This is a genomic window from Nonomuraea wenchangensis, assembly GCF_900111685.1.
Taxonomy (GTDB): domain Bacteria; phylum Actinomycetota; class Actinomycetes; order Streptosporangiales; family Streptosporangiaceae; genus Nonomuraea; species Nonomuraea wenchangensis.
The window spans coordinates 117531-134726 of sequence record NZ_FOHX01000008.1; the positions used below are offsets into that span (position 1 = coordinate 117531).

Below are 17196 nucleotides of genomic sequence, written 5' to 3' on the forward strand. Positions count from 1 at the left end.
GAGGTCCGTTCACTCGTTCAGCAAGGTCAGGGCCTTGGCCAGCGCGGGGTCGCGCCCGGCTGCCGCGTCCCGCGGGGTCAGGGGCACGTGGTGGTCGGGCGGCACGCCGATCCGGTCGATCACCTCGCGGTCAGGGCCCAGGTGGTGCCTGGCGGGGAAGCTCAGGAGGGTGTTGTTCGCCAGCAGGTACGGCTGCGCCGGCCCCGAGATCACCCCGGCCGTCCTGGTGCCGACCAGCCGGCCGAGGCGCAGGTCCTTGACCGCGGAGCTGAAGTGCTCGCACGCCGACGCGCAGCCGCGGTCGGTGAGCGCCACCAGCGGCAGGCCGAGCAGCTCGACGGTGTCGTCGGTCCGCGTGGTCTCGCAGGCGGCGTCCGCGCTGCACTGGTAGGCGGTGACCTTGCCGTGGCCGAACGCGCTCACCAGACGGGTCGCCTCGACGGGGCTGCCGCCGCCGTTGCCGCGCAGGTCCAGTACGACGCCGGACAGGGTACGGCCGGCGCGCAGCCGGGCGATGGCCTTGAAGACCCGGTCCGCTGAGTCGGGAGCGAACCCGCGCAGCCGTACGTAGGCGATGTCGTCGTCCAGCAGCTTCGCGGTCACCACCCGCAGGTCGGCCGGATCCTGGGGGTAGAGGCCGGGTTCGAGCGTCACGCTCCAGCGGCGGCCGGTGCTCTGCCGCAGGAGCCGCAGCCGGACCGGGCGCGCCTCCGGGTACGCCGGGTAGAGCGCGGCGATCGCGGGAGTGGCCTTCCCGTCGATGAAGGGCGCCGATCCGTCGACCGATTCGACGATGTCGCCCGGGCGCAGCCCGGCCGCCCGGGCCGCGCCGCCCTGCACGGCGGTGACGAACAGCGGGGGCAGGGCGACGCCGGGGTTGCCGTCCACCTGCGGGCCGTTGACGTTGGCGAGGAGCCCCAGGCCGTAGCCGTCGCCGTCGTAGGAGTCGGGTGGCCGCTCGACGTCGTGCGTCCAGCGGGCGTGGTTGTCGCCGAGGGCGGCCACCATGGCTTCGAGGGTGACGACGGCCAGCTTGTCGCGCAGGCCGGGCACCTGGTCGGTGACCTTGCGGTAGGCGGTCTCGAAGGCGGTCCAGTCGGTTTCGCGGTCACCGGTCAGCGCCGGCATGCCCGCCTCGGGCACGTCGCGGCCGTTGCGGTTGAGCTCCTGGGTCAGGGCGGCGAAGCCGGCGTTCAGCAGGGGGCGGGCGTCCAGTGTGGCGCCGCCGTAGTAGTTGCCGAGGATGCAGAAGTAGGCCTGCTGGATGACGTCGATGGTGGTGGCCGTCTCCGCGCCGGGAGCGCCCCGGGGGGCGGCGCAGACCGTACCGGCCGTGCCCGCCTGGGCGCGCGGCGGCGCCGGCGCCGAGCAGGCCGCCGCCGACGCGAGGGCGAGCCCGGCCGCCATGATCCGGATGGCGGTCATGACAGGCGCCTGCGGATCCACCAGAAGCAGAGCCATGACAGGCCGAGGGTGAGCAGGGCGTAGATCCCGGTCTCGATCCACTGGAAGGGCCAGAACCGCTCAAGGGGCTGGTAGGTCGCCTGCTGCCGGTAGCCGAGCCGGTTGATCTCGGCGATGCAGCGGTCCCCGCCGGCCGCCGACGGCGCGCAGGGGCCCGACGTGGTGGAGATCCTGACGGCGCCTTCGCCGCCGGTGCCGACCGTACGCCCGGACGCGTCGACCAGGTCGGCGGACAGGACCCAGGCGCCCCCGTGACCGGGAACGGCCGACTTCAGGAGGATCTGTACGAATCCGCCTTGGTCCCGGTTGATGCCGATAGAGTCCACGTTCGTCTTGCCGAGCTCGAAGGTCGAGGTGATCGGGGGCATCAGGTGGGGCCGGACCAGCAGCGGCATGGCGAGCTGGAACGCGGCGAAGACGGCCAGGGTGAGGGCCATGGCGGGCAGCGTGCGGCGTACCAGCATGCCGGCGGTCACGCCGAGGACGAAGGTGAAGGCCGCGTACCCCATGGGGGCGATGCCGCGCGCGCCGAACACCAGGGGGGCCATCAGCGCCAGGTTCTCGGCGGCCGACTTGTCCAGCGGGTCGGACCACCAGGTCACCATGAGGCCGCACAGGCCGGCGAAGGTCGCGGCGGTCAGGCCCATGAGGCCGAGCTTGACCGCCAGCCAGCGGCTGCGGGTGATGCTCTGGTTCCACACCATCAGGTGCGTGCCCGCCTCCAGCTCGCGGCTGATCAGCGGTGCTCCCCAGAAGAGCCCGGCGAGGGCGGGCAGGAGCAGCACGACGAGAGTCAGGCCCACGAACGGGGTCTCGTGGCCGCCGAAGAAGCGGTCGTAGAAGCGGTCGCAGGTGCCGTCCTGGGTGCAGGCCGCGATCCCGGCCGAGTAGTCGGCGGCCAGGCGGGGGCCGGTCAGGGCCAGGACGACGGCGAGGACGACGAGCAGGGCGGCCGTCGTCGCGGCGGAGCCGCGGAACTGGCGCCAGGTCAGCCAGATCATCGCCGCACCTCCAGGGCGGCTCGCCGGTCCACGGTGTCCTGGTCCATGTAGGCGAGGACGAGGTCCTCCAGGCCGAGCCGGGTGACCGTCCAGGCGGGGTCGTGGATGGGGCCGTCGGTGCGGACCACGTACGTGCTCTGCCGGGCGGTGTGACGCGCGCAGACCACGTGCTGATCGGCGGGGAGCCGGTCAGGGTCGCGGCGCGCGCCGGTGAGCCGGTAGTGGGTCGCCAGCAGCCGGTCGACCTCCCCCGCGATCCGGACACGGGAGTCGACGAGCACGATCAGGAAGTCGCACACCCGTTCCAGGTCGGAGACCAGGTGGGAGGAGAGCACCACGCTGAACTCGTGCTCGGCCGTGGCCTCCATCAGCCCCTGCAGGAACTCACGGCGGGCCAGCGGGTCGAGCGAGGCGACCGGCTCGTCCAGGAGCAGCAGCTCGGGCCGTTTGGCGAGACCGAGGGTGAGGGCGAGCTGGGCGCGCTGGCCGCCCGACAGCCTGCCCGCCCGCTGGGCGGGGTCGAGGCCGAGCGTCGCGATCCGGTCCCGCGCCATGGCGGCGTCCCAGCGGAGGTTGAGCCGTTCGCCTAATCGCAGGTGGTCGGCGACGCTCAGCCCGGCGTAGACGGGGGTGTCCTGGGCGACGAACCCGACCCTGGCCAGCTGCGGCGGGCCGCCGGCGGGACGGCCGCCCAGCACGGTGATCGTGCCCGCCGTCGGCTCCAGCTGGCCGCTGGCCAGCTTCAGCAGGGTCGTCTTGCCGGCCCCGTTGGGACCCACCAACCCCACGACGTGGCCCGCCGGGAGGTCGATGGTGCACTCGCGCAGCGCCCAGCGCCTGCCGTATTTCCTGCCCAGTCCCTGGGCCTGCAGGACAGCGTTCACGCTATGTCCTCCTGAGCGGTGGTCCGAAAGGTGGTCATGAAGAGGGCCTCGATGCTCTCGTCGTCGAGGCCGGCGCGGCGGGCCTTGTCCAGCCAGCGCCGCAGTTCCTGTCGCAGCGGGCCGTGCGCGGCCAGCGAGGCGTCGGTGAGCGTCGCCGTCACGAACGTCCCCACCCCCGGCCGGGCCGCCACCAGGCCCTCGTGCTCGAGTTCCCGGTAGGCCTTGAGGACGGTGTTCGCGTTGATCGCCAGATGCGCCACGACCTCCTTGACGGTCGGCATCTGGTCGCCCTCGCGCAGCACGCCGAGCCGCAGCGCGTGCCGTACTTGCTGGACCAGCTGCAGGTACGGCGAGACACCCGACCTGGCGTCCAGATGGAACTCGATCACCGGCTTCTCCATTTATCTAGCCTGCTAGCACTTTAGGATCCCAGATGTTAAGGGATCATAAGGAACGCTGTACAGGCCAGACGGAGCACGCGCGGCCGGCGGTCAGGCGTCAGCTGACGCCGCTGAGGTGGCGGGCCTTCTCCGGGAGGTCGGGCACCTGCTGCGCGGAGGTGTAGGCGGCGTCGCGCACGTCGTTGAGCCAGCTCGCCGGGGGCAGCCCCGCGATCGGGTGGCGGAGCGGGTTGAAGCGCGTCGGAAGGTCCGCGTCCGTCAGCGCCGGCGCGGACAGGCGCACCTGCCCGAACGGCCGCCACGGCCCCGACGGGGCGGCGGCGAGGAGCGCCACGCCGATCGGGCCGTGCTCGGCGACCTGGGCGAGCACGTCGACCATGGCGGGCAGCCGCACCGGCGTGTGCAGCAGCGCGCCCAGCAGCACCCGCCGCTCGCCCGCCTGGTACGGGAACAGGGAGCTGTAGAGCCCCGTCCACCGGGTCGCCGGCCGCAGCAGCCGTCTGCCGAGCGAGGTGCGCCCGGTGGTGGCCAGCAGCAGGTCGGCGGTGGTGGAGTCGTCCTGCTCCCAGCGCAGCGCGAGGCCGAGGATGTCGGGAAACGGCGGCGGCACGCCGACGGAGCGGGACAGACGGGCGATGCCCCGCAGGTCCATCCGCTGGTCGAGGAAGGGCACCCCCCACGGCTCCGGCGTCCCGTGCAGCCGCAGGTGCGCGTCGAGGACGACCCCGGACGTGTGGAGCGGCCGCCCGTGCCGAAGGCGGGCCGCCGCGCCGAAGGCCGCGGCCAGTCCCGACCTCGTGAGTGAGGTCCACGGCTGTCGCATGGGCTGCTCCTTGGCGTCGGTCCGGTGTCGGGCAACTGCCTCCACGGGACGGCAGCTACCCCGTGGGCGTCACGCAATCCCCTCGGCGGGCGCCGGCGGGATGGTGTGGTTGATCCGGAAGAGGTGGTCCGGGTCGTGGACCGCCTTGAGCGCGGCCAGCCGCCGGTAGGTCTCCTCGGCGTAGGCGCGGCCGACCCGGTCGGGGGCCGAGTCGTGGTCGAACTGGAACCCAGGGAGCTGGGCGCCGGTGTCCCATCGCCGCAGCCGGCGCAGCACCTCGTCGGCCGTTCCGCGTACGGCGTCGGCCCGCTCGGGCGGGGCGGGCATCCGCAGCCACAGGTGGAAGGCCGCGCCCTGGGTGCTGACCGCGTGCGGCCGGGCGGGCGGCCGGTCGAGCGCTCCGCCCAGGTGACGCAGCTCGATCCCGGGGAACGGCCCTCCGGGCGCCGCCGGGTCGATGAACGACACCAGCTCCGCCACGGCCTCCTCGTCCAGCTCGTACGTCAGCGCGCTGCGCAGGTGCACCATGACCGGGTTCTTGGGGTCCTGGTAGATGCCGGCGATCTCCGGGTACGGCATCGCCCGGCAGGTGTCCTTGCCGGGCCCGAGCGCGCGCAGCGGCTCCACCAGCCGCCTCCCCCGCTCCTCGTCCCCCATGCAGACCACCCGGACCAGCACGAGCGAACGGCCGCGGAACTCCTCGGGCACCTGCGGCGCGTCGGGGAAGCGCATCAGCGTCACCGAGGACGACATCTCCTCCGGCTGCTCCTTGGCCCACGCCAGGTAGGAGCCGAGCACGTGGGCGGCCCGCCCGGCGTCCTCGACCGGGAAGTGGAGCTCGCCGCCGTAGACGGTGCGCAGCGGCAGCAGCTCGATCTCGGCCGCGACCACGACGCCGAAGTTGCTCTTGCCGCCCCGTACCGCCCAGAACAGGTCGGGTTCGCGCGTCGGCGAGACGGTGCGCAGCCGGCCGTCGGCGGTGACGAGGTCGAGCGAGCGGACGTGGCCGGCGGCGAAGCCGTACGTGCGGCAGGCCAGCGGGAGCCCGCCGCCGGTCAGGTAGCCCATCACCCCGACCTGGTCGGAGGAGCCGCAGAGCGGCACCAGGCCGTGCTCGGCCGTCGCCGCGAGCACCTCGCCCCACCGCAGGCCGGCGCCGATCCGGGCGGTGCCTGCGCGCGGATCCACCGACAGCTCGCGCAGCCGCCCGGTGGCGATGAAGACGGCGCCGTCCGCCGGCACGGACGCGCCGTGCCCGGTCGACTGGACGGCGACCGGGCGTCCGGTGTCCGCGGCGAACCGTACGGCGGTGGCCACGTCGCCCGCGTCGGCGGCTTCCACGACCACCGCGGGCCGGTGCTCGACCGTCAGCAGCCAGCCCGAGCAGCTCTCCGCGAAGCCCTCGTCGCCGGGGTAGAGCGTGCGGCCCCGGACGCGCGCGCCCAGGGTCACGAGGTCGTTGGTGAAGGCGCCGGCCCGGTCGTCGTCGCGGACGCGACCGGCCCAGGTCCCTGTGGGGGTTTCCGGCATGTCGATGATCCCTCGTCAATCTGTTGGTAGGTCCAATGTTGGCCGGACCAACAATACAGATAATCGTGGGTCTGTCCAACGATTGCTAGATTTGCGCTCGTGAACATCCCCGAGGAAGCGCCGCCGCGACGGCTGCGCGGCCTGCCGAGCAGGCTGGCGAACCAGGCGGCACTGACGGCCAACCGGATCGTGGACCGGGCGCTCGCCCAGGCCGGCGTCCGGCGCTACCACTACGCCCTGCTCGCCACGCTGGAGGAGTACGGCCCGGCCAGCCAGGCCGGCCTCGTCCGCCGCACCGGCATCGACCGCAGCGACATGGTGGCGATCGTCAACGACCTCGCCGAACGGGACTGCCTCAAACGCGCGCCCGACCCCGAAGACCGCCGGCGCAACATCATCACCATCACCCCGGCCGGGCGCGCGCGGCTCGTCGAGCTCGACCGGCTGATCGCCGCCGCCCAGGAGGAGTTCCTCGCCCCGCTGCCACCGGCCGACCGCGAGCACCTGATCGACCTGCTCACCCGCCTGGTCGAGCCGCACGAGGACCGGCGGCAAGGAATCGGCAGCATCCGGTGATCGGTACGCCCTGCCCGGAGTGGCGTCCGCTCCCCCGAGGTACGACCTGGTTCTGACACCGGCGAGCCATCGGAGGAAACGGTGCGGAGGACCTTGCCTGCCGCGGTGGCGGCGTTCGCGGCCGCGCTGGCGCTGACGGGCGGCTGCGGCGACAGCGGGTCCGGGGGCGGCTCGGGAGAGGCCGGACCTGGCGCCCCCCGGCAGGCCCGGCCGGTCATCACCCCCGACGAGGAGCTCGTCACCGACCAGGACAGCGGCGACCTCCCCGAAGCCACCGTCCAGGTAGGGCTCGACTGTCAGCAGATGGGGCAGAGCCACGACTTCGCGGGCACGGCGGACAGGATGGGCCGCGCGGCGTCCTCCGGCGACAGCTCACCCGAGACGCGGGCGATCGCGAAGGTCTGCGAGGCGGCGGCGAAGGCCAACCAGGGGCTGATGAACGACGCGCTCAACGACGCCCGTCAGGCGGAGCGGCAGAGCTCCAACCTGAATCGCCGGATGCGCCGGCCGGGCCTGCGGATGCTCAACCACACGCTGCTGGTCGCCGCCACCGCCGAGGGCGACCGCGCCACCGCCCTGCGGGCCCGCGCCGCTCTCGAACGGCTCGGCGGCCTGCCGCCGGAATTCCTCAGGGACGCGTGCTCGGTGGCCCCCGATCCCGCCGCCCTCCCGGAATGCGCGACGCTCCCGCCCACCGGTACGCAGTCCGCGTCCTCCGCCCCGTCGCCGCCCTCCCCGAACGGGCCCACGCCCGGCACGGAAGCCCCCTCCGCGCCGCCCTCCGAGGCACCCGTCGAGACTCCCGGCGACGGCCACCCCACGCAGCAGGACACCGGCGACGGCCCGGCACCGGACGAGTCGTGACCGGACCGCCTCCCACGGACGACCCCGGAGGTGACGACACCGGGCCGGCCCAGGACCTCACCCGTGTCTGGTCCGTCCTCGCCCACGTCGTGACGCCCACCACTTTCGTCGCGGCCGTCATGATGTACGTCGGGGCCGTCCGCGCCAACACCATGTACGCCGGTCTCGGCATCGAGCAGAGCATGCTGGGCCTGTCGTTCCAGGAATACGTGCTGCGCAGCGTCGCGCCGGCGATAGAGCCGCTGATCCTGCTCCTGGTGCTGGCCCTGATCGCGCCCACGGCGCACCGGTGGCTGCTGCGGTCGGCGGACAGGCACCGTACGGCCATGACGCGGGTGATCACGGTCATGGCCGTGCTCGGGACCGTGAGCGTCGCGGTGGGGATCGTGGCCATGGCCAGCTGGTGGCGGGCGCCGTTCTACGTCGTGCCCTTCTGCCTGGGAATCGGCGTCTTCGTCCTCGTCTACGGCGACTCCCTGCGCCGGCGGATCCATCCACGGCCGGCGAGCTCCTCCGCCGACCAGCTCGTCCGGCGTACGGTCTGCGCGGCGCTCCTGCTGGTCCTGCTGCTGTGGGCGGTCACCCTGTACGCGCAGCGGCGCGGCGCCGAGGCCGCCCTCCAGTACCGGGTGGACTCCGCGGGGCTGCCCAGCACGGTGGTGTACGCGGCCAGGCGGCTGCACCTGGAGGGCCCGGGGATCAAGGAGACTGAGCTGCCGGACCCCGCCGCCATGTACCGCTACCGCTACACCGGCCTGCGCCTGCTGATCCACTCCAACCAGCGGTACTTCCTCCTGCCCGCCTGCTGGGCGAGCGATCCATGGGCGCGCGCGATAGCCCTGCCCGCCGACGGGTCGCTACGCCTGGAGTTCTCCGTACGCAGAACGCGACCGGAATGCCCGCCCTGAACAGCGGCCCTGAACGGCGGCCCTGGTCGCCGGATCATGGGTCCAGGGCGCAGGACCGCTCCATCAGCTCCGTCATCGCCTGCCGGAAGTCGCGGCGGCGCCGCTCGCTCCAGCCCTCGGTCAGCCGGTCGAAGACCTGCTCCTGCCAGTCATGGGCGTGATCCAGCAGGGCCAGACCGGCCGGGGTGAGCGCGGCCCGGCGCCGGCGGCCGTCCGCGTCCGGGACCCCCATGGTCAGGTAGCCGGCCTCTCTCGCGCTCCTGACCAGCCGCGACGCGCCGCTCTGGTCGATGCCGATCTCGTGGGCGACCGCGTTGACCGTGGCCGGGACCCCATGCCCGGTCAGCGCGTGGACGGCCTCGGCGACGAGCACGAGCCGCCCCCGCTCGGCCAACTCGGGGTCGCCGACTTGGGGCCTGCGCGACCAGTACCGTACGAACGCGAACAGCACCTGCCCCGGCCCCGGGTCGCTCATTCGGTGGCCGCCATCTCGCGGCAGATGTAGGCCAGCTCCAGTGCCTGCCGGAGATCCGGCAGCCGCAGCGCGGCCGTCACCTTCCCGTCCGCCACCCGGAACACCGTCGCCACGCGGGTCGCGGTCCCGCTGCCCGGCCAGGTGGCGTCCTCCTCCACGACCATGAGCCGCTCGCTGACCGGATGCCACGACCGGGGGCGCAAGGTGATCCCCGAGCGCTCCACCCACTCCGCGAACTGTCCCGGCGTGATCGGCCCGGCGCCCTTCGGACCCAGGACCACGATGGGGTCGCCGACCACTCGCGCCGAACGCCGCAGGTCGGCGTCGTTCACGCTCGCATGCCACTCGTTGATCGTCGCCTCAAGCACCGATTCCATCCCCAAACTCTATGCGAAACGCATACATCCCCGAAACCCCTGGAACGCCTGCCGACGCGAGACCGACAACGAACTTCGCCGATGAGCGACGATTTCACCCCGCGGCGAGAGTCCTCACCTTCGAATACCCTTATCGACCCGACGCAAGGACAACTGTGACCAACCACGAGAAGCCGTCCGGCACACCGAATCCGCAGCCGGACGCAAGGAACGGCCGCGGGGCCGGCATCTGGCCGCTGGTGCACGCCGAGCGAGCCGCCCTGGCCGCCGACCTCGCGGAGCTGACCGACGAGCAGTGGGCCACACCATCGCTGTGCGCCGGGCTGACCGTGCGCGAAGTGCTCGCGCACCTCATCGCGGGGGCGAGCCTCAACAGCGTGCGATGGATGGCGGGCGTGATCCGCTACCGGTTCGACTTCGACAAGCAGGTCGCCATGCGACTGGCCGAACAGTTGGGCGCGAACGCCGCCGAGACGCACGACAGGTTCCGGCGCGTCATCACGAGCACCACCAAACCGCCTCTCCCGGTCGTGGCGATGCTGGGCGAGACGATCGTGCACGCCGAGGACATCCGGCGACCGCTGGGCATCCGCCACGACTACCCCATCGAAACCCTCACCCGCACAGCCGAGTACTACCAGGGCTCCGACCTCGTCCTCCCCGCCAAGAAACGCATCGCGGGCCTGCGACTCACCGCCGACGACGGCCCCTTCACCACCGGCTCCGGGCCGCTGGTGTCCGGCAGCACTCTGGCCCTCATCATGGCGATGACCGGGCGCGCGGCGTACTGCGACGAACTCACCGGCGACGGCGTCAAAACCCTCCGCGACCGACACGCCCTGACATGACCCAGAGCTGACACCCACCGCCAGCCCAGACCGTCCCCCTCCTCCCATCGACAGCGACCCCACCGACGACGAACACTGACGTGTCTCGGCTGCGCACACCCGCCGAACTCGACCTAAAGCGCGCCCACGGCTGACTCGACAGCTTCTCCGGCGACACGAGGCCCTTCGACCACCTCATTTGGGTGTCGGTCGCTAGATCGATTTTACAAGGGCAGGACCGCGGATATAAATGTCAGAGCAGTCTCCAAGATGAGAATGGCTATAGCCGGCCGAAGCAGAGCCAATTTCCAGTACAGGGTTCGCTCTACGCCCTCCGCGCGCAACTGCTCGGGTGACTCGCGCTCGCCGGGGATCGGCTTTAGAAGAAACGCCCTCGGATGGGGCCGCTTCCAGAGTGCCGCAACCAGCAGGAACGCTGCGCCTAGAGCACATGCCTGCGCGACTATGTTCATGGTGGTCGACAGACGGCCGAGGGTTACTACGTGGCGAGCGATGAATAACAAGGCTCCCGTTCCAACCAGTAAGATGCCGGAAACAATATCTGTATATAGTATTATCCGGCGATTACGAGCGACATCCGAGGGTGACGGGATTGGCTCTGTCATCTTGTGACCGTAGCATTCAACTCAGCCTCTGACATCAGTCGCATCCTCCTGGCTTGAATGGGACATCCATGCCCCAAGGCTGGTTGCGCCGGGCTACTGAGTCATGACCGGCAAGAGTCTGCCTGACAGGAGGCGCACCACAGGAGGCTGGGCCTTCGACGGCTTGTGTTCCAGCAGGTGGTTCCGCCAACGCCGACACGACCCCAAGGTGGCGGTCGACGATCGGACGATCCCGACGGCCATCATGTACGTGGCCACCACCGGGTGTGCCTGGCAGCAGTTGCCGCCTGCCTTCGGCGCCTCCTGGCACCCGATGCACCGCCTCTTCACCGAGTGGAGCACCTCCAGGGTGTGGGCCAAGCTGTACCGGGTCCTGCTGACCAAGCTCGGTGCGCGCGGTGAACTGGACTGGTCGCGGTGCGCGCTCGGCTCCGTCAGCGCGCGAGCGATGAAAGGGGGGAGCTGACACGTCCGAATCCTGCCGATACGGCAAGAGGGGGTCGAAGATCCACCTCATCACCGAACGGACCGGCCTGCCCTCACTCTCCCGATCAGTGCTGCCGACCTCCACAACAGCGTTGCGCTGGAACCGCTGGTGGGCAGCTCCCGCCCGTTCGTTCCCGCCGCGGGCGACGCCGCCGCTGCCCCGGCAAGCTCCCCAGGGACAAGGTCTACGACTATCCGGTGTTGCGGTCCTTCGTGCACGGCCGCCGGAGCATCATTCCCCGCATCGCCCGTCGAGGCATCGACTCCAGCCAGCGGCTAGGACGCCATCACTGGGTGGTGGAGCGCACCTTCTCCTGGCTGACCGGGCCGGTTGTCGCCGTTCACACCGGCGCTACGAGCGTCGAGCCGACCACTTCGCGTCCTCCGTCGCTATCGCCGCCGCCGCCCTGATTTGCTACCACCGGCTCGCCGAATGAGTCACCTTGAAACCAGGCGCTACGCCACCGGGACACTGATCGCTTGTGAACTCGCAGTTCACGAGCGACCTCCCGAGTGGACTGCCCGTCCTCGAACCGCCCGCCGACTCCAGCCGTGACCGCTCCCGCCGCTCCTGCTCGGCAGAGGTATACCGCCTCTCTGCCGTACCGCATGGCTGTGCAGCCGCCTGCTATTGGGGACAGGGCATGCAGAGTCGGGCGCGGCCTATGAGACGACGAGCGACATGCGACGCCCACCACCCACAACACGGATCTGCTGGTCGTGGGCGTGGATCTCTTCGACACCGGAGCCGGACAGATGGACACAGGCAAGGGTGACCTCCCTCGTACCCGACACCCAAGCGTTGTACGGAGGCCGCACCAGCACGACCTCGTCCCCCCACCCGAAGGTCACCCGTCAACTTCACATTTTTTGGTTTTAAATTTCTGGAAAATAAAAATGCTAGGGTCTGCGTGTGGCTTCGGAGACGGCTGTCGTGACACCCTGCAAGCACTGCGGAGCACCGATCGAGCAGCGTCGAGGCCGCGGAAGGCCCAAGTCGTACTGTCCGGAGAAGAACTGCCAGGCGGCGGCCAAGCGGGACCGGGAGCTGCGCAGGGCGACCCCCGGCCTGGAGGGCGCCCTGGCGAGGGCCGAGCAGCTGTACGACCGGATGGAGAGCGGCCTGACGGCGGCCATCGAGCCACTGGCGCGGGCGTTGGCCGAGGAGCTCAGCCCCGCCGGCGTGGAGGCGAAACTGAGCGCGGTGCAGGCCGAGGCGCACGCGCGGGTGGCGATCGCACGTACGGAACGGGAGCAGGCGTTCGAGCAGGTGCGACTGGCGAGGGAGGCGACCGAGCACGCCCGCCGGCAGACAGCCGAGATGCGCGTTCGCCTGGAGGAGGCGGAGAGCGAGAAGGAGACCGCGCTCAACGACGCCGAACGGGCCCGGGAGCAGGCGCTCGCCGCGTTGCGAGAGGCGGCCAGCACCGAGCGGCAGGCTCTGCAGACCGCAGAGGAGGCGGGGCGGCGGGCCAAGCTCGCCGAGCAGCGGGCCGAGGAGGCGGCACGGCAGACTGAGCTGGCCGAGCGGCGGGCCGAGGAGGCGCGGGCGGAGGTGACCCGCGCCCAGGAGGAGGCGAGGGCCGAGATCGAGCGCGTCCGCAAGGAGGCCGGACGCGACCGGGCGGAGAAGGAGCAGGCGCGCAAGGAGGCGAAAGCCGCGCTCCAGAAGCAGGAGCGGGCCGAGCGCGAGCTGATCGCGGCCCGCGCACGAGAGGAAGCCGCAGCACAGGAACGAGAAAGAGCCCTGGAACGAGCCCTGATGGCCGAGCTGGCGGCCACCGAGGCCGGCCGGGACCTCGCCTCCGTCCAGGCGGCCAGAACAGCGGCGGCCGAGGAGAAGACGCGCGCGGAAGCGGTCGCCAAGGAGCTCGACCATGCGCGGATCGAGTTGCGCATGGAACGGGTGCGAATCGAGGAGCTGCGGGCGGAGCTGGAGGCGGCTCGGGCGGAGGCGGCGCAACTGCGCGAGCGGGCGGTCGCCGCCGAGCTGCGTGCCGAACGGTGAGGCCGGACGATGGTGACGCTTGACCAGATCCGGGCGTTCGTGGCGGTCGCGGAGGAGTTGCACTTCGGCCGCGCCGCCGAACGCCTCCGCATGACGCAGCCGCCGCTCAGCCGCCACATCCAGAAGCTCGAACGCGCGATCGGCGTGACCCTCCTCGAACGCGACAACCGGCGGGTGATCCTCACCGAGGCCGGGCGCGGCTTCCTGGAGGACGCCCGTCACATGCTCACGCTGGTCGAGACCGCCGGCGACCGCGCCCGCCGAATCGCCGCCGGTGCCAGCGGCACGTTGCGGCTCGGCTTCACCGCCGTCTCGGCGATCAGCGTGCTGGGCGGGCTCCTGCGCCTGCTGGCCGAGCGGCTGCCGGAGGTCGACGTCATCCTCCACGAAGAGGTGACCGCCAGGCAGATGGACGGCATCCTGCGCGGCGAGCTCGACCTGGGCCTGGCCCGCCCACCCTTCGACCTGCCCCACCCAACGTCCGGCTTTGGCACGCCCCACGCACCATCCGGCTTTGGCACGCCCCACGCACCATCCGGCTTTGGCACGCCCCACGCACCGTCCCGCCTTGGCTTGCCCCGCCCACTGTCCGGCCCGACAGTGGCCGACATCTCTGCCGACCGGGACCTGGCCCGCCCACCGTCCGACCCGACGGTGGCCGGCGTCTCTTCCGAACTGGACCTGGCCCGCGTGCCCATCGATGCGGTCCACCCGGCGGCGACCCGCCCATCGACCGACATAAATGCTGCCCGGCCGACGTACCACCTGGCCGGGATCGACTCGCGAGTGATCTTCCGCGAGCCGCTGTGCGCGGCGGTGCCGACAGGCCACGTGCTGGCCGCGCTCGACCGGCCGCTCGCACCCGAAGACTTCGCCGGCCTGCCCATGGTCAGCTATCACCCCGTACGGTCGCGCTACTTCCACGAGCTCACCGTCCGTTTCCTGTCCGCCGTGCGGCCCAGGGCCGAGCAGCAGGTGCACCAGATCCTCACCGCGGTGCTGCTCGTGGCCGCAGGGCGGGGCGTGGCACTCGTGCCCGCCAGCGCGCGCTCCCTCGGCATTGAGGGCGTGGTGTTCAGGGACCTCGTCCACGGCGGCGGCAGCCCTCCTTCCGGAAGCCGTAGCGGCAATCCGATGACCGGGAACGAAGGCGACGAGCCCGCGACCGAGAACGACGGCAGCATCGACCCGGTGGAGCTGCATGCCGTCTGGAACCCCGGATCGGCCAATCCGGCGCTGTGGCGCGTACTCGACCTGCTGGACGACGTCGAGGGCCAGGGCTGAACCATAGATGGGCGGGGCGTCTCCAGCCTCCGATACGGAGCGTGCATGACCGGATCGTATGCGTGAACGGCCTGCTCGCGCATCGGACCCAGGTCGTACAACCGTGGTCTGCCTGAGCCGCGAAAAGAGCAGACGACGGTCCGATGCGCCGCAGCGTCCCGCCACGGCACTCTCGAACGCGTGATCCAGTCGAACCTTCTCCGGCTACGCCGTGCCTTGCTGTCCCTGTCCGTCGCCTCCGCGGTGGCGGTGCCGGTGATCGGCGCGGCGCATCCAGCGGCGGTGCCCGCGCCCGTCCCCGCGAGCGCGACCCCACTGTCAGAGCTGACCGCACAGGCCCTGGCGGCCAGATACGCCACCAGTCGGAGCGACGTCTTGGCCGCCGCGGACGCGGCCACCCGTCATGGCCACCTGCGGCGGGCCACGGCGCTGCGGGTCATGGCCGATCCCGGCCGCAGGTTCCTGTCCTTCGACGGCCGGGACGGCGGGCGGGTCGTGGAGATCTTCGGCGATCTGGCGACGGCGGAGCACGTCGCCGTCCTGGTTCCCGGCGCCGACACCAATCTCGACAAGTACGGGCTGCTGCGCGGCGGCGCGCTCCGCCTGCACCAAGCGCTCGGCGAGAGGTACGCGGTCGTCGCCTGGCTCGGTTATCGGACGCCGGCGACGATGAGTCTGGACACGCTCACGTCCGACCTGGCGGACAAGGGCGCCACCGAACTGCGCGGCTTCGTCCGGCAACTGACGGAGACCAAGGGCGCTGGCGGAGTGTCGCTGCTGTGCCACTCGTACGGCGGAGTGGTGTGCGCACGCGCCACACCTGACCTGGAAGTCGCCCGCATCATGCTGACCGGCAGCCCGGGCGTCGGCGTGGAGAACGTCCGCGAGTTGCGGACCTCGGCGGCTGTCTGGGCGGGCCGCGCCAGCCACGACTGGATCAGCCTGGTGCCGCACACCCGTCTGCACCTGCCCTTCGTCACCCTCGGTCTGGGCGCCGACCCGGTCTCTCCCGGTTTCGGCGCGCGGGTCTTCGTGGCAGGCGACGGTGGCCACAGCGACTACCTGGCGGACGGCTCCCTGTCCCTGCACAACATCGCACGGATCATCACAGGCCTGGATCCCCTCCAGGCCGACCCCGGCCGCTCCCGACCAGACACCGCAGCCCTTCAGACAGACCAGAGATCGCCCCTGACCACACCAGAGCCACACCCGAGAGCATCGGACGAAACCGCGGCACGATCAGCGGACGCGGCCGCGAAACTGCTCACCAGCAGCACAAGGAATCAGGGGCCGGGCACGGCATCGAGCGCCCGCGTCACGCCGCAGGCGCGTTCGGACGCGGGGCAGGGCGCGGGACAGGACCTGGGCGGGCACGCACGCATGTCGCCGAGCGGGGGCGGACACGTACAGATGCCGCTGGAGGTGGTCGGACGTGCGTGATCTCGTGCAGAAGATCGAGGATACGACGCCGGCCGGGCGTGACCGCAGCGTGGATGCCCTGCGCGCCCTGGCCATCGGCGGTGTGGTGCTCGGCCACTGGCTGGTGAGCGCGCTGGTCGTCGAGAGCGGCAGCGTGCGGGTCGCCAGTCCACTGCGTGACATGCCGTACCTCGCCCCAGTGTCGTGGATCCTGCAGACCATGGCGCTCTTCTTCCTGGTAGGCGGCCAGATGACCGCCAGGAGTCACGCCTCCGCGCGCGCTCGCGGTGTCGGCTACGGGCGGTGGCTGCGGGCGCGTGCGGCGCGGCTGCTGCGGCCGGTCGCGGCCGTGGCGGTGGTGTGGAGCGTGGTGGCCTTGGTGATGCTCGCCTCGGGCGCCGACTTCAAGAGTGTGCAGGCGCTGGCCAAGCTGGTGTGGTCTCCGTTGTGGTTCCTGCTGGTGTACGCCGGGCTGACGGCGCTGACACCGCTGGTCGCCCGGTTGCATCCGGCGTGGCCACTCGCCGTGGTCGCGCTCGTCGACCTGGTGCGCTTCGGATGGGGCGGGCCTGAGTGGGTGGGATGGGTGAACCTGGCGGCGGGGTGGCTGGTGCCGTACTGCTTGGGGGCGGCCTGGGCCCGTGACCGGCTGAACGAGCGGACGACCGGGTGGGCGCTGCTGGCCGGTGGCGCGGCCGTCGCGGCCGTGCTGATCGTGTGGGCCGGTTATCCGGCTTCCATGGTGGGAGTGCCGGGCGCCCCGATCTCGAACCAGTCCCCGCCCACGCTCGCGGCGGTCGCGTTCGGGCTGGCCCAGTGCGGAGCCGCGCTCCTCCTACGCGATCCGCTACGGCGGATGCTGGCGCGACCCGCTTTATGGGCGTTCGTGGTGCTGGCGAACCTGTCCGCGATGACGATCTTTCTCTGGCACCAGACGGCGATGATCGCGGTCACCACGCTCGGGCTGCTCGCCGGCCGCCCATTGCTCGGCCTGCACACCGTCCCCGGCGAACCGTCCTGGGTGCTGGCCAGGCTGGCTTGGTTACCGGCGTTCGCGCTGGCGTTGTGCGTCTGCTGGGGCGCGTTCCACGCGTACGAACGGGCGCGGCCAGCTGAGCCTCGGATCCGAGCGGAGGAAGCGCAAGCCCGGCCCTGAGGGCTTCGGGAGCGGAAAGCCGGGCCCGAGACAGTGCAGCCCGAGGCAGTGCGGCCCGAGGCAGGGACAGCCGAGCCTGGGGCAGGG

At 71.5% G+C, this 17196-nt stretch carries 17 protein-coding genes and 1 pseudogene; 9 read left to right on the forward strand and 9 right to left on the reverse strand.

Annotation, left to right across the window (positions count from 1 at the left end; all coding sequences use genetic code 11):
• Positions 1-9: 9 nt before the first annotated feature.
• The 6 genes from BMW85_RS24740 to BMW85_RS24765 form a co-directional block, all read right to left on the reverse strand.
• On the reverse strand, positions 10-1425 hold the full coding sequence (locus BMW85_RS24740) for a S41 family peptidase (RefSeq protein WP_091085665.1): 1416 nt from the start codon (positions 1423-1425) through the stop codon (positions 10-12).
• Entirely contained in the window at positions 1422-2465 is a 1044-nt protein-coding gene (locus BMW85_RS24745) for an ABC-2 membrane transporter-related protein (protein WP_091085667.1), read from the reverse strand. The genes BMW85_RS24740 and BMW85_RS24745 overlap by 4 nt, the downstream gene beginning before the upstream one ends.
• Positions 2462-3349 carry an ABC transporter ATP-binding protein gene (locus BMW85_RS24750; protein ID WP_091085670.1) on the reverse strand — a complete coding sequence of 296 codons (888 nt, stop codon included), beginning with the start codon at positions 3347-3349 and terminating at the stop codon, positions 2462-2464. The genes BMW85_RS24745 and BMW85_RS24750 overlap by 4 nt, the downstream gene beginning before the upstream one ends.
• Positions 3346-3750 (reverse strand): GntR family transcriptional regulator, encoded by a 405-nt coding sequence (locus BMW85_RS24755; protein WP_091085672.1) that lies wholly within the window; start codon positions 3748-3750, stop codon positions 3346-3348. Before BMW85_RS24755 ends, BMW85_RS24750 begins: the two co-directional genes overlap by 4 nt.
• A gap of 97 nt (positions 3751-3847) precedes the next feature.
• Positions 3848-4573, reverse strand: a complete 726-nt coding sequence (locus BMW85_RS24760) for a hypothetical protein (protein ID WP_091085674.1) — start codon at positions 4571-4573, stop codon at positions 3848-3850.
• Positions 4574-4642: 69 nt separating this feature from the next.
• A complete protein-coding gene (locus BMW85_RS24765) occupies positions 4643-6103 on the reverse strand; it encodes an FAD-binding oxidoreductase (RefSeq protein ID WP_091085675.1) in 1461 nt (486 codons plus the stop codon).
• A gap of 99 nt (positions 6104-6202) precedes the next feature.
• Between BMW85_RS24765 and BMW85_RS24770 the strand changes: the two genes are divergently transcribed.
• The 3 genes from BMW85_RS24770 to BMW85_RS24780 all read left to right on the forward strand — a co-directional run bounded on the left by BMW85_RS24770 (position 6203) and on the right by BMW85_RS24780 (position 8451).
• Positions 6203-6679, forward strand: coding sequence for a MarR family winged helix-turn-helix transcriptional regulator (locus tag BMW85_RS24770; protein ID WP_091085679.1), 477 nt, complete (start codon positions 6203-6205; stop codon positions 6677-6679).
• Positions 6680-6760: 81 nt separating this feature from the next.
• On the forward strand, positions 6761-7543 hold the full coding sequence (locus BMW85_RS49690) for a hypothetical protein (protein WP_177240867.1): 783 nt from the start codon (positions 6761-6763) through the stop codon (positions 7541-7543).
• Positions 7540-8451: a hypothetical protein gene (locus tag BMW85_RS24780; RefSeq protein WP_091085684.1), complete on the forward strand. Its 912-nt coding sequence runs from the start codon at positions 7540-7542 to the stop codon at positions 8449-8451. Before BMW85_RS49690 ends, BMW85_RS24780 begins: the two co-directional genes overlap by 4 nt.
• Before the next feature lie 34 nt (positions 8452-8485).
• On the opposite strand, the gene BMW85_RS24785 is transcribed toward BMW85_RS24780, so the two are convergent.
• Both BMW85_RS24785 and BMW85_RS24790 read right to left on the reverse strand, forming a co-directional pair.
• Positions 8486-8926, reverse strand: coding sequence for a MarR family winged helix-turn-helix transcriptional regulator (locus BMW85_RS24785; RefSeq protein WP_091085687.1), 441 nt, complete (start codon positions 8924-8926; stop codon positions 8486-8488).
• Positions 8923-9303 carry a hypothetical protein gene (locus BMW85_RS24790; RefSeq protein WP_091085689.1) on the reverse strand — a complete coding sequence of 127 codons (381 nt, stop codon included), beginning with the start codon at positions 9301-9303 and terminating at the stop codon, positions 8923-8925. Before BMW85_RS24790 ends, BMW85_RS24785 begins: the two co-directional genes overlap by 4 nt.
• A gap of 227 nt (positions 9304-9530) precedes the next feature.
• Here BMW85_RS24790 and BMW85_RS24795 point away from each other — a divergent pair, with 227 nt between their 5' ends.
• Positions 9531-10151, forward strand: a complete 621-nt coding sequence (locus BMW85_RS24795; protein ID WP_091086330.1) for a maleylpyruvate isomerase family mycothiol-dependent enzyme — start codon at positions 9531-9533, stop codon at positions 10149-10151.
• A 752-nt stretch (positions 10152-10903) separates the two neighbouring features.
• Positions 10904-11679 (forward strand): annotated as a pseudogene (locus BMW85_RS24800) (IS5 family transposase).
• Here the strand turns inward: BMW85_RS24800 and BMW85_RS52580 are convergent.
• On the reverse strand, positions 11584-11853 hold the full coding sequence (locus tag BMW85_RS52580; RefSeq protein ID WP_091085692.1) for a helix-turn-helix domain-containing protein: 270 nt from the start codon (positions 11851-11853) through the stop codon (positions 11584-11586). The pseudogene BMW85_RS24800 and the gene BMW85_RS52580 sit on opposite strands and share 96 nt — an antisense overlap.
• Before the next feature lie 323 nt (positions 11854-12176).
• Here BMW85_RS52580 and BMW85_RS24815 point away from each other — a divergent pair, with 323 nt between their 5' ends.
• The 4 genes from BMW85_RS24815 to BMW85_RS24830 all read left to right on the forward strand — a co-directional run bounded on the left by BMW85_RS24815 (position 12177) and on the right by BMW85_RS24830 (position 17109).
• Positions 12177-13250: a coiled-coil domain-containing protein gene (locus BMW85_RS24815; protein ID WP_245775043.1), complete on the forward strand. Its 1074-nt coding sequence runs from the start codon at positions 12177-12179 to the stop codon at positions 13248-13250.
• A 9-nt stretch (positions 13251-13259) separates the two neighbouring features.
• Positions 13260-14534, forward strand: coding sequence for a LysR family transcriptional regulator (locus BMW85_RS50460; protein ID WP_218155916.1), 1275 nt, complete (start codon positions 13260-13262; stop codon positions 14532-14534).
• Positions 14535-14714: 180 nt separating this feature from the next.
• Complete coding sequence (locus tag BMW85_RS24825) at positions 14715-15974, forward strand: alpha/beta hydrolase (protein ID WP_091085701.1); 1260 nt, start codon at positions 14715-14717, stop codon at positions 15972-15974.
• Complete coding sequence (locus BMW85_RS24830; protein WP_091085704.1) at positions 15967-17109, forward strand: acyltransferase family protein; 1143 nt, start codon at positions 15967-15969, stop codon at positions 17107-17109. Before BMW85_RS24825 ends, BMW85_RS24830 begins: the two co-directional genes overlap by 8 nt.
• Positions 17110-17196 lie beyond the last annotated feature (87 nt).

Bases quoted from the DNA above. Each gene is read 5' to 3' on its own strand.
- BMW85_RS24740 (WP_091085665.1), bottom strand. From the start codon at position 1,425: ATGACCGCCATCCGGATCATGGCGGCCGGGCTCGCCCTCGCGTCGGCG.
- BMW85_RS24745 (WP_091085667.1), bottom strand. From the start codon at position 2,465: ATGATCTGGCTGACCTGGCGCCAGTTCCGCGGCTCCGCCGCGACGACG.
- BMW85_RS24755 (WP_091085672.1), bottom strand. From the start codon at position 3,750: ATGGAGAAGCCGGTGATCGAGTTCCATCTGGACGCCAGGTCGGGTGTC.
- BMW85_RS24760 (WP_091085674.1), bottom strand. From the start codon at position 4,573: ATGCGACAGCCGTGGACCTCACTCACGAGGTCGGGACTGGCCGCGGCC.
- BMW85_RS24765 (WP_091085675.1), bottom strand. From the start codon at position 6,103: ATGCCGGAAACCCCCACAGGGACCTGGGCCGGTCGCGTCCGCGACGAC.
- BMW85_RS24785 (WP_091085687.1), bottom strand. From the start codon at position 8,926: ATGAGCGACCCGGGGCCGGGGCAGGTGCTGTTCGCGTTCGTACGGTAC.
- BMW85_RS24790 (WP_091085689.1), bottom strand. From the start codon at position 9,303: ATGGAATCGGTGCTTGAGGCGACGATCAACGAGTGGCATGCGAGCGTG.
- BMW85_RS52580 (WP_091085692.1), bottom strand. From the start codon at position 11,853: ATGCGGTACGGCAGAGAGGCGGTATACCTCTGCCGAGCAGGAGCGGCG.
- BMW85_RS50460 (WP_218155916.1), top strand. From the start codon at position 13,260: ATGGTGACGCTTGACCAGATCCGGGCGTTCGTGGCGGTCGCGGAGGAG.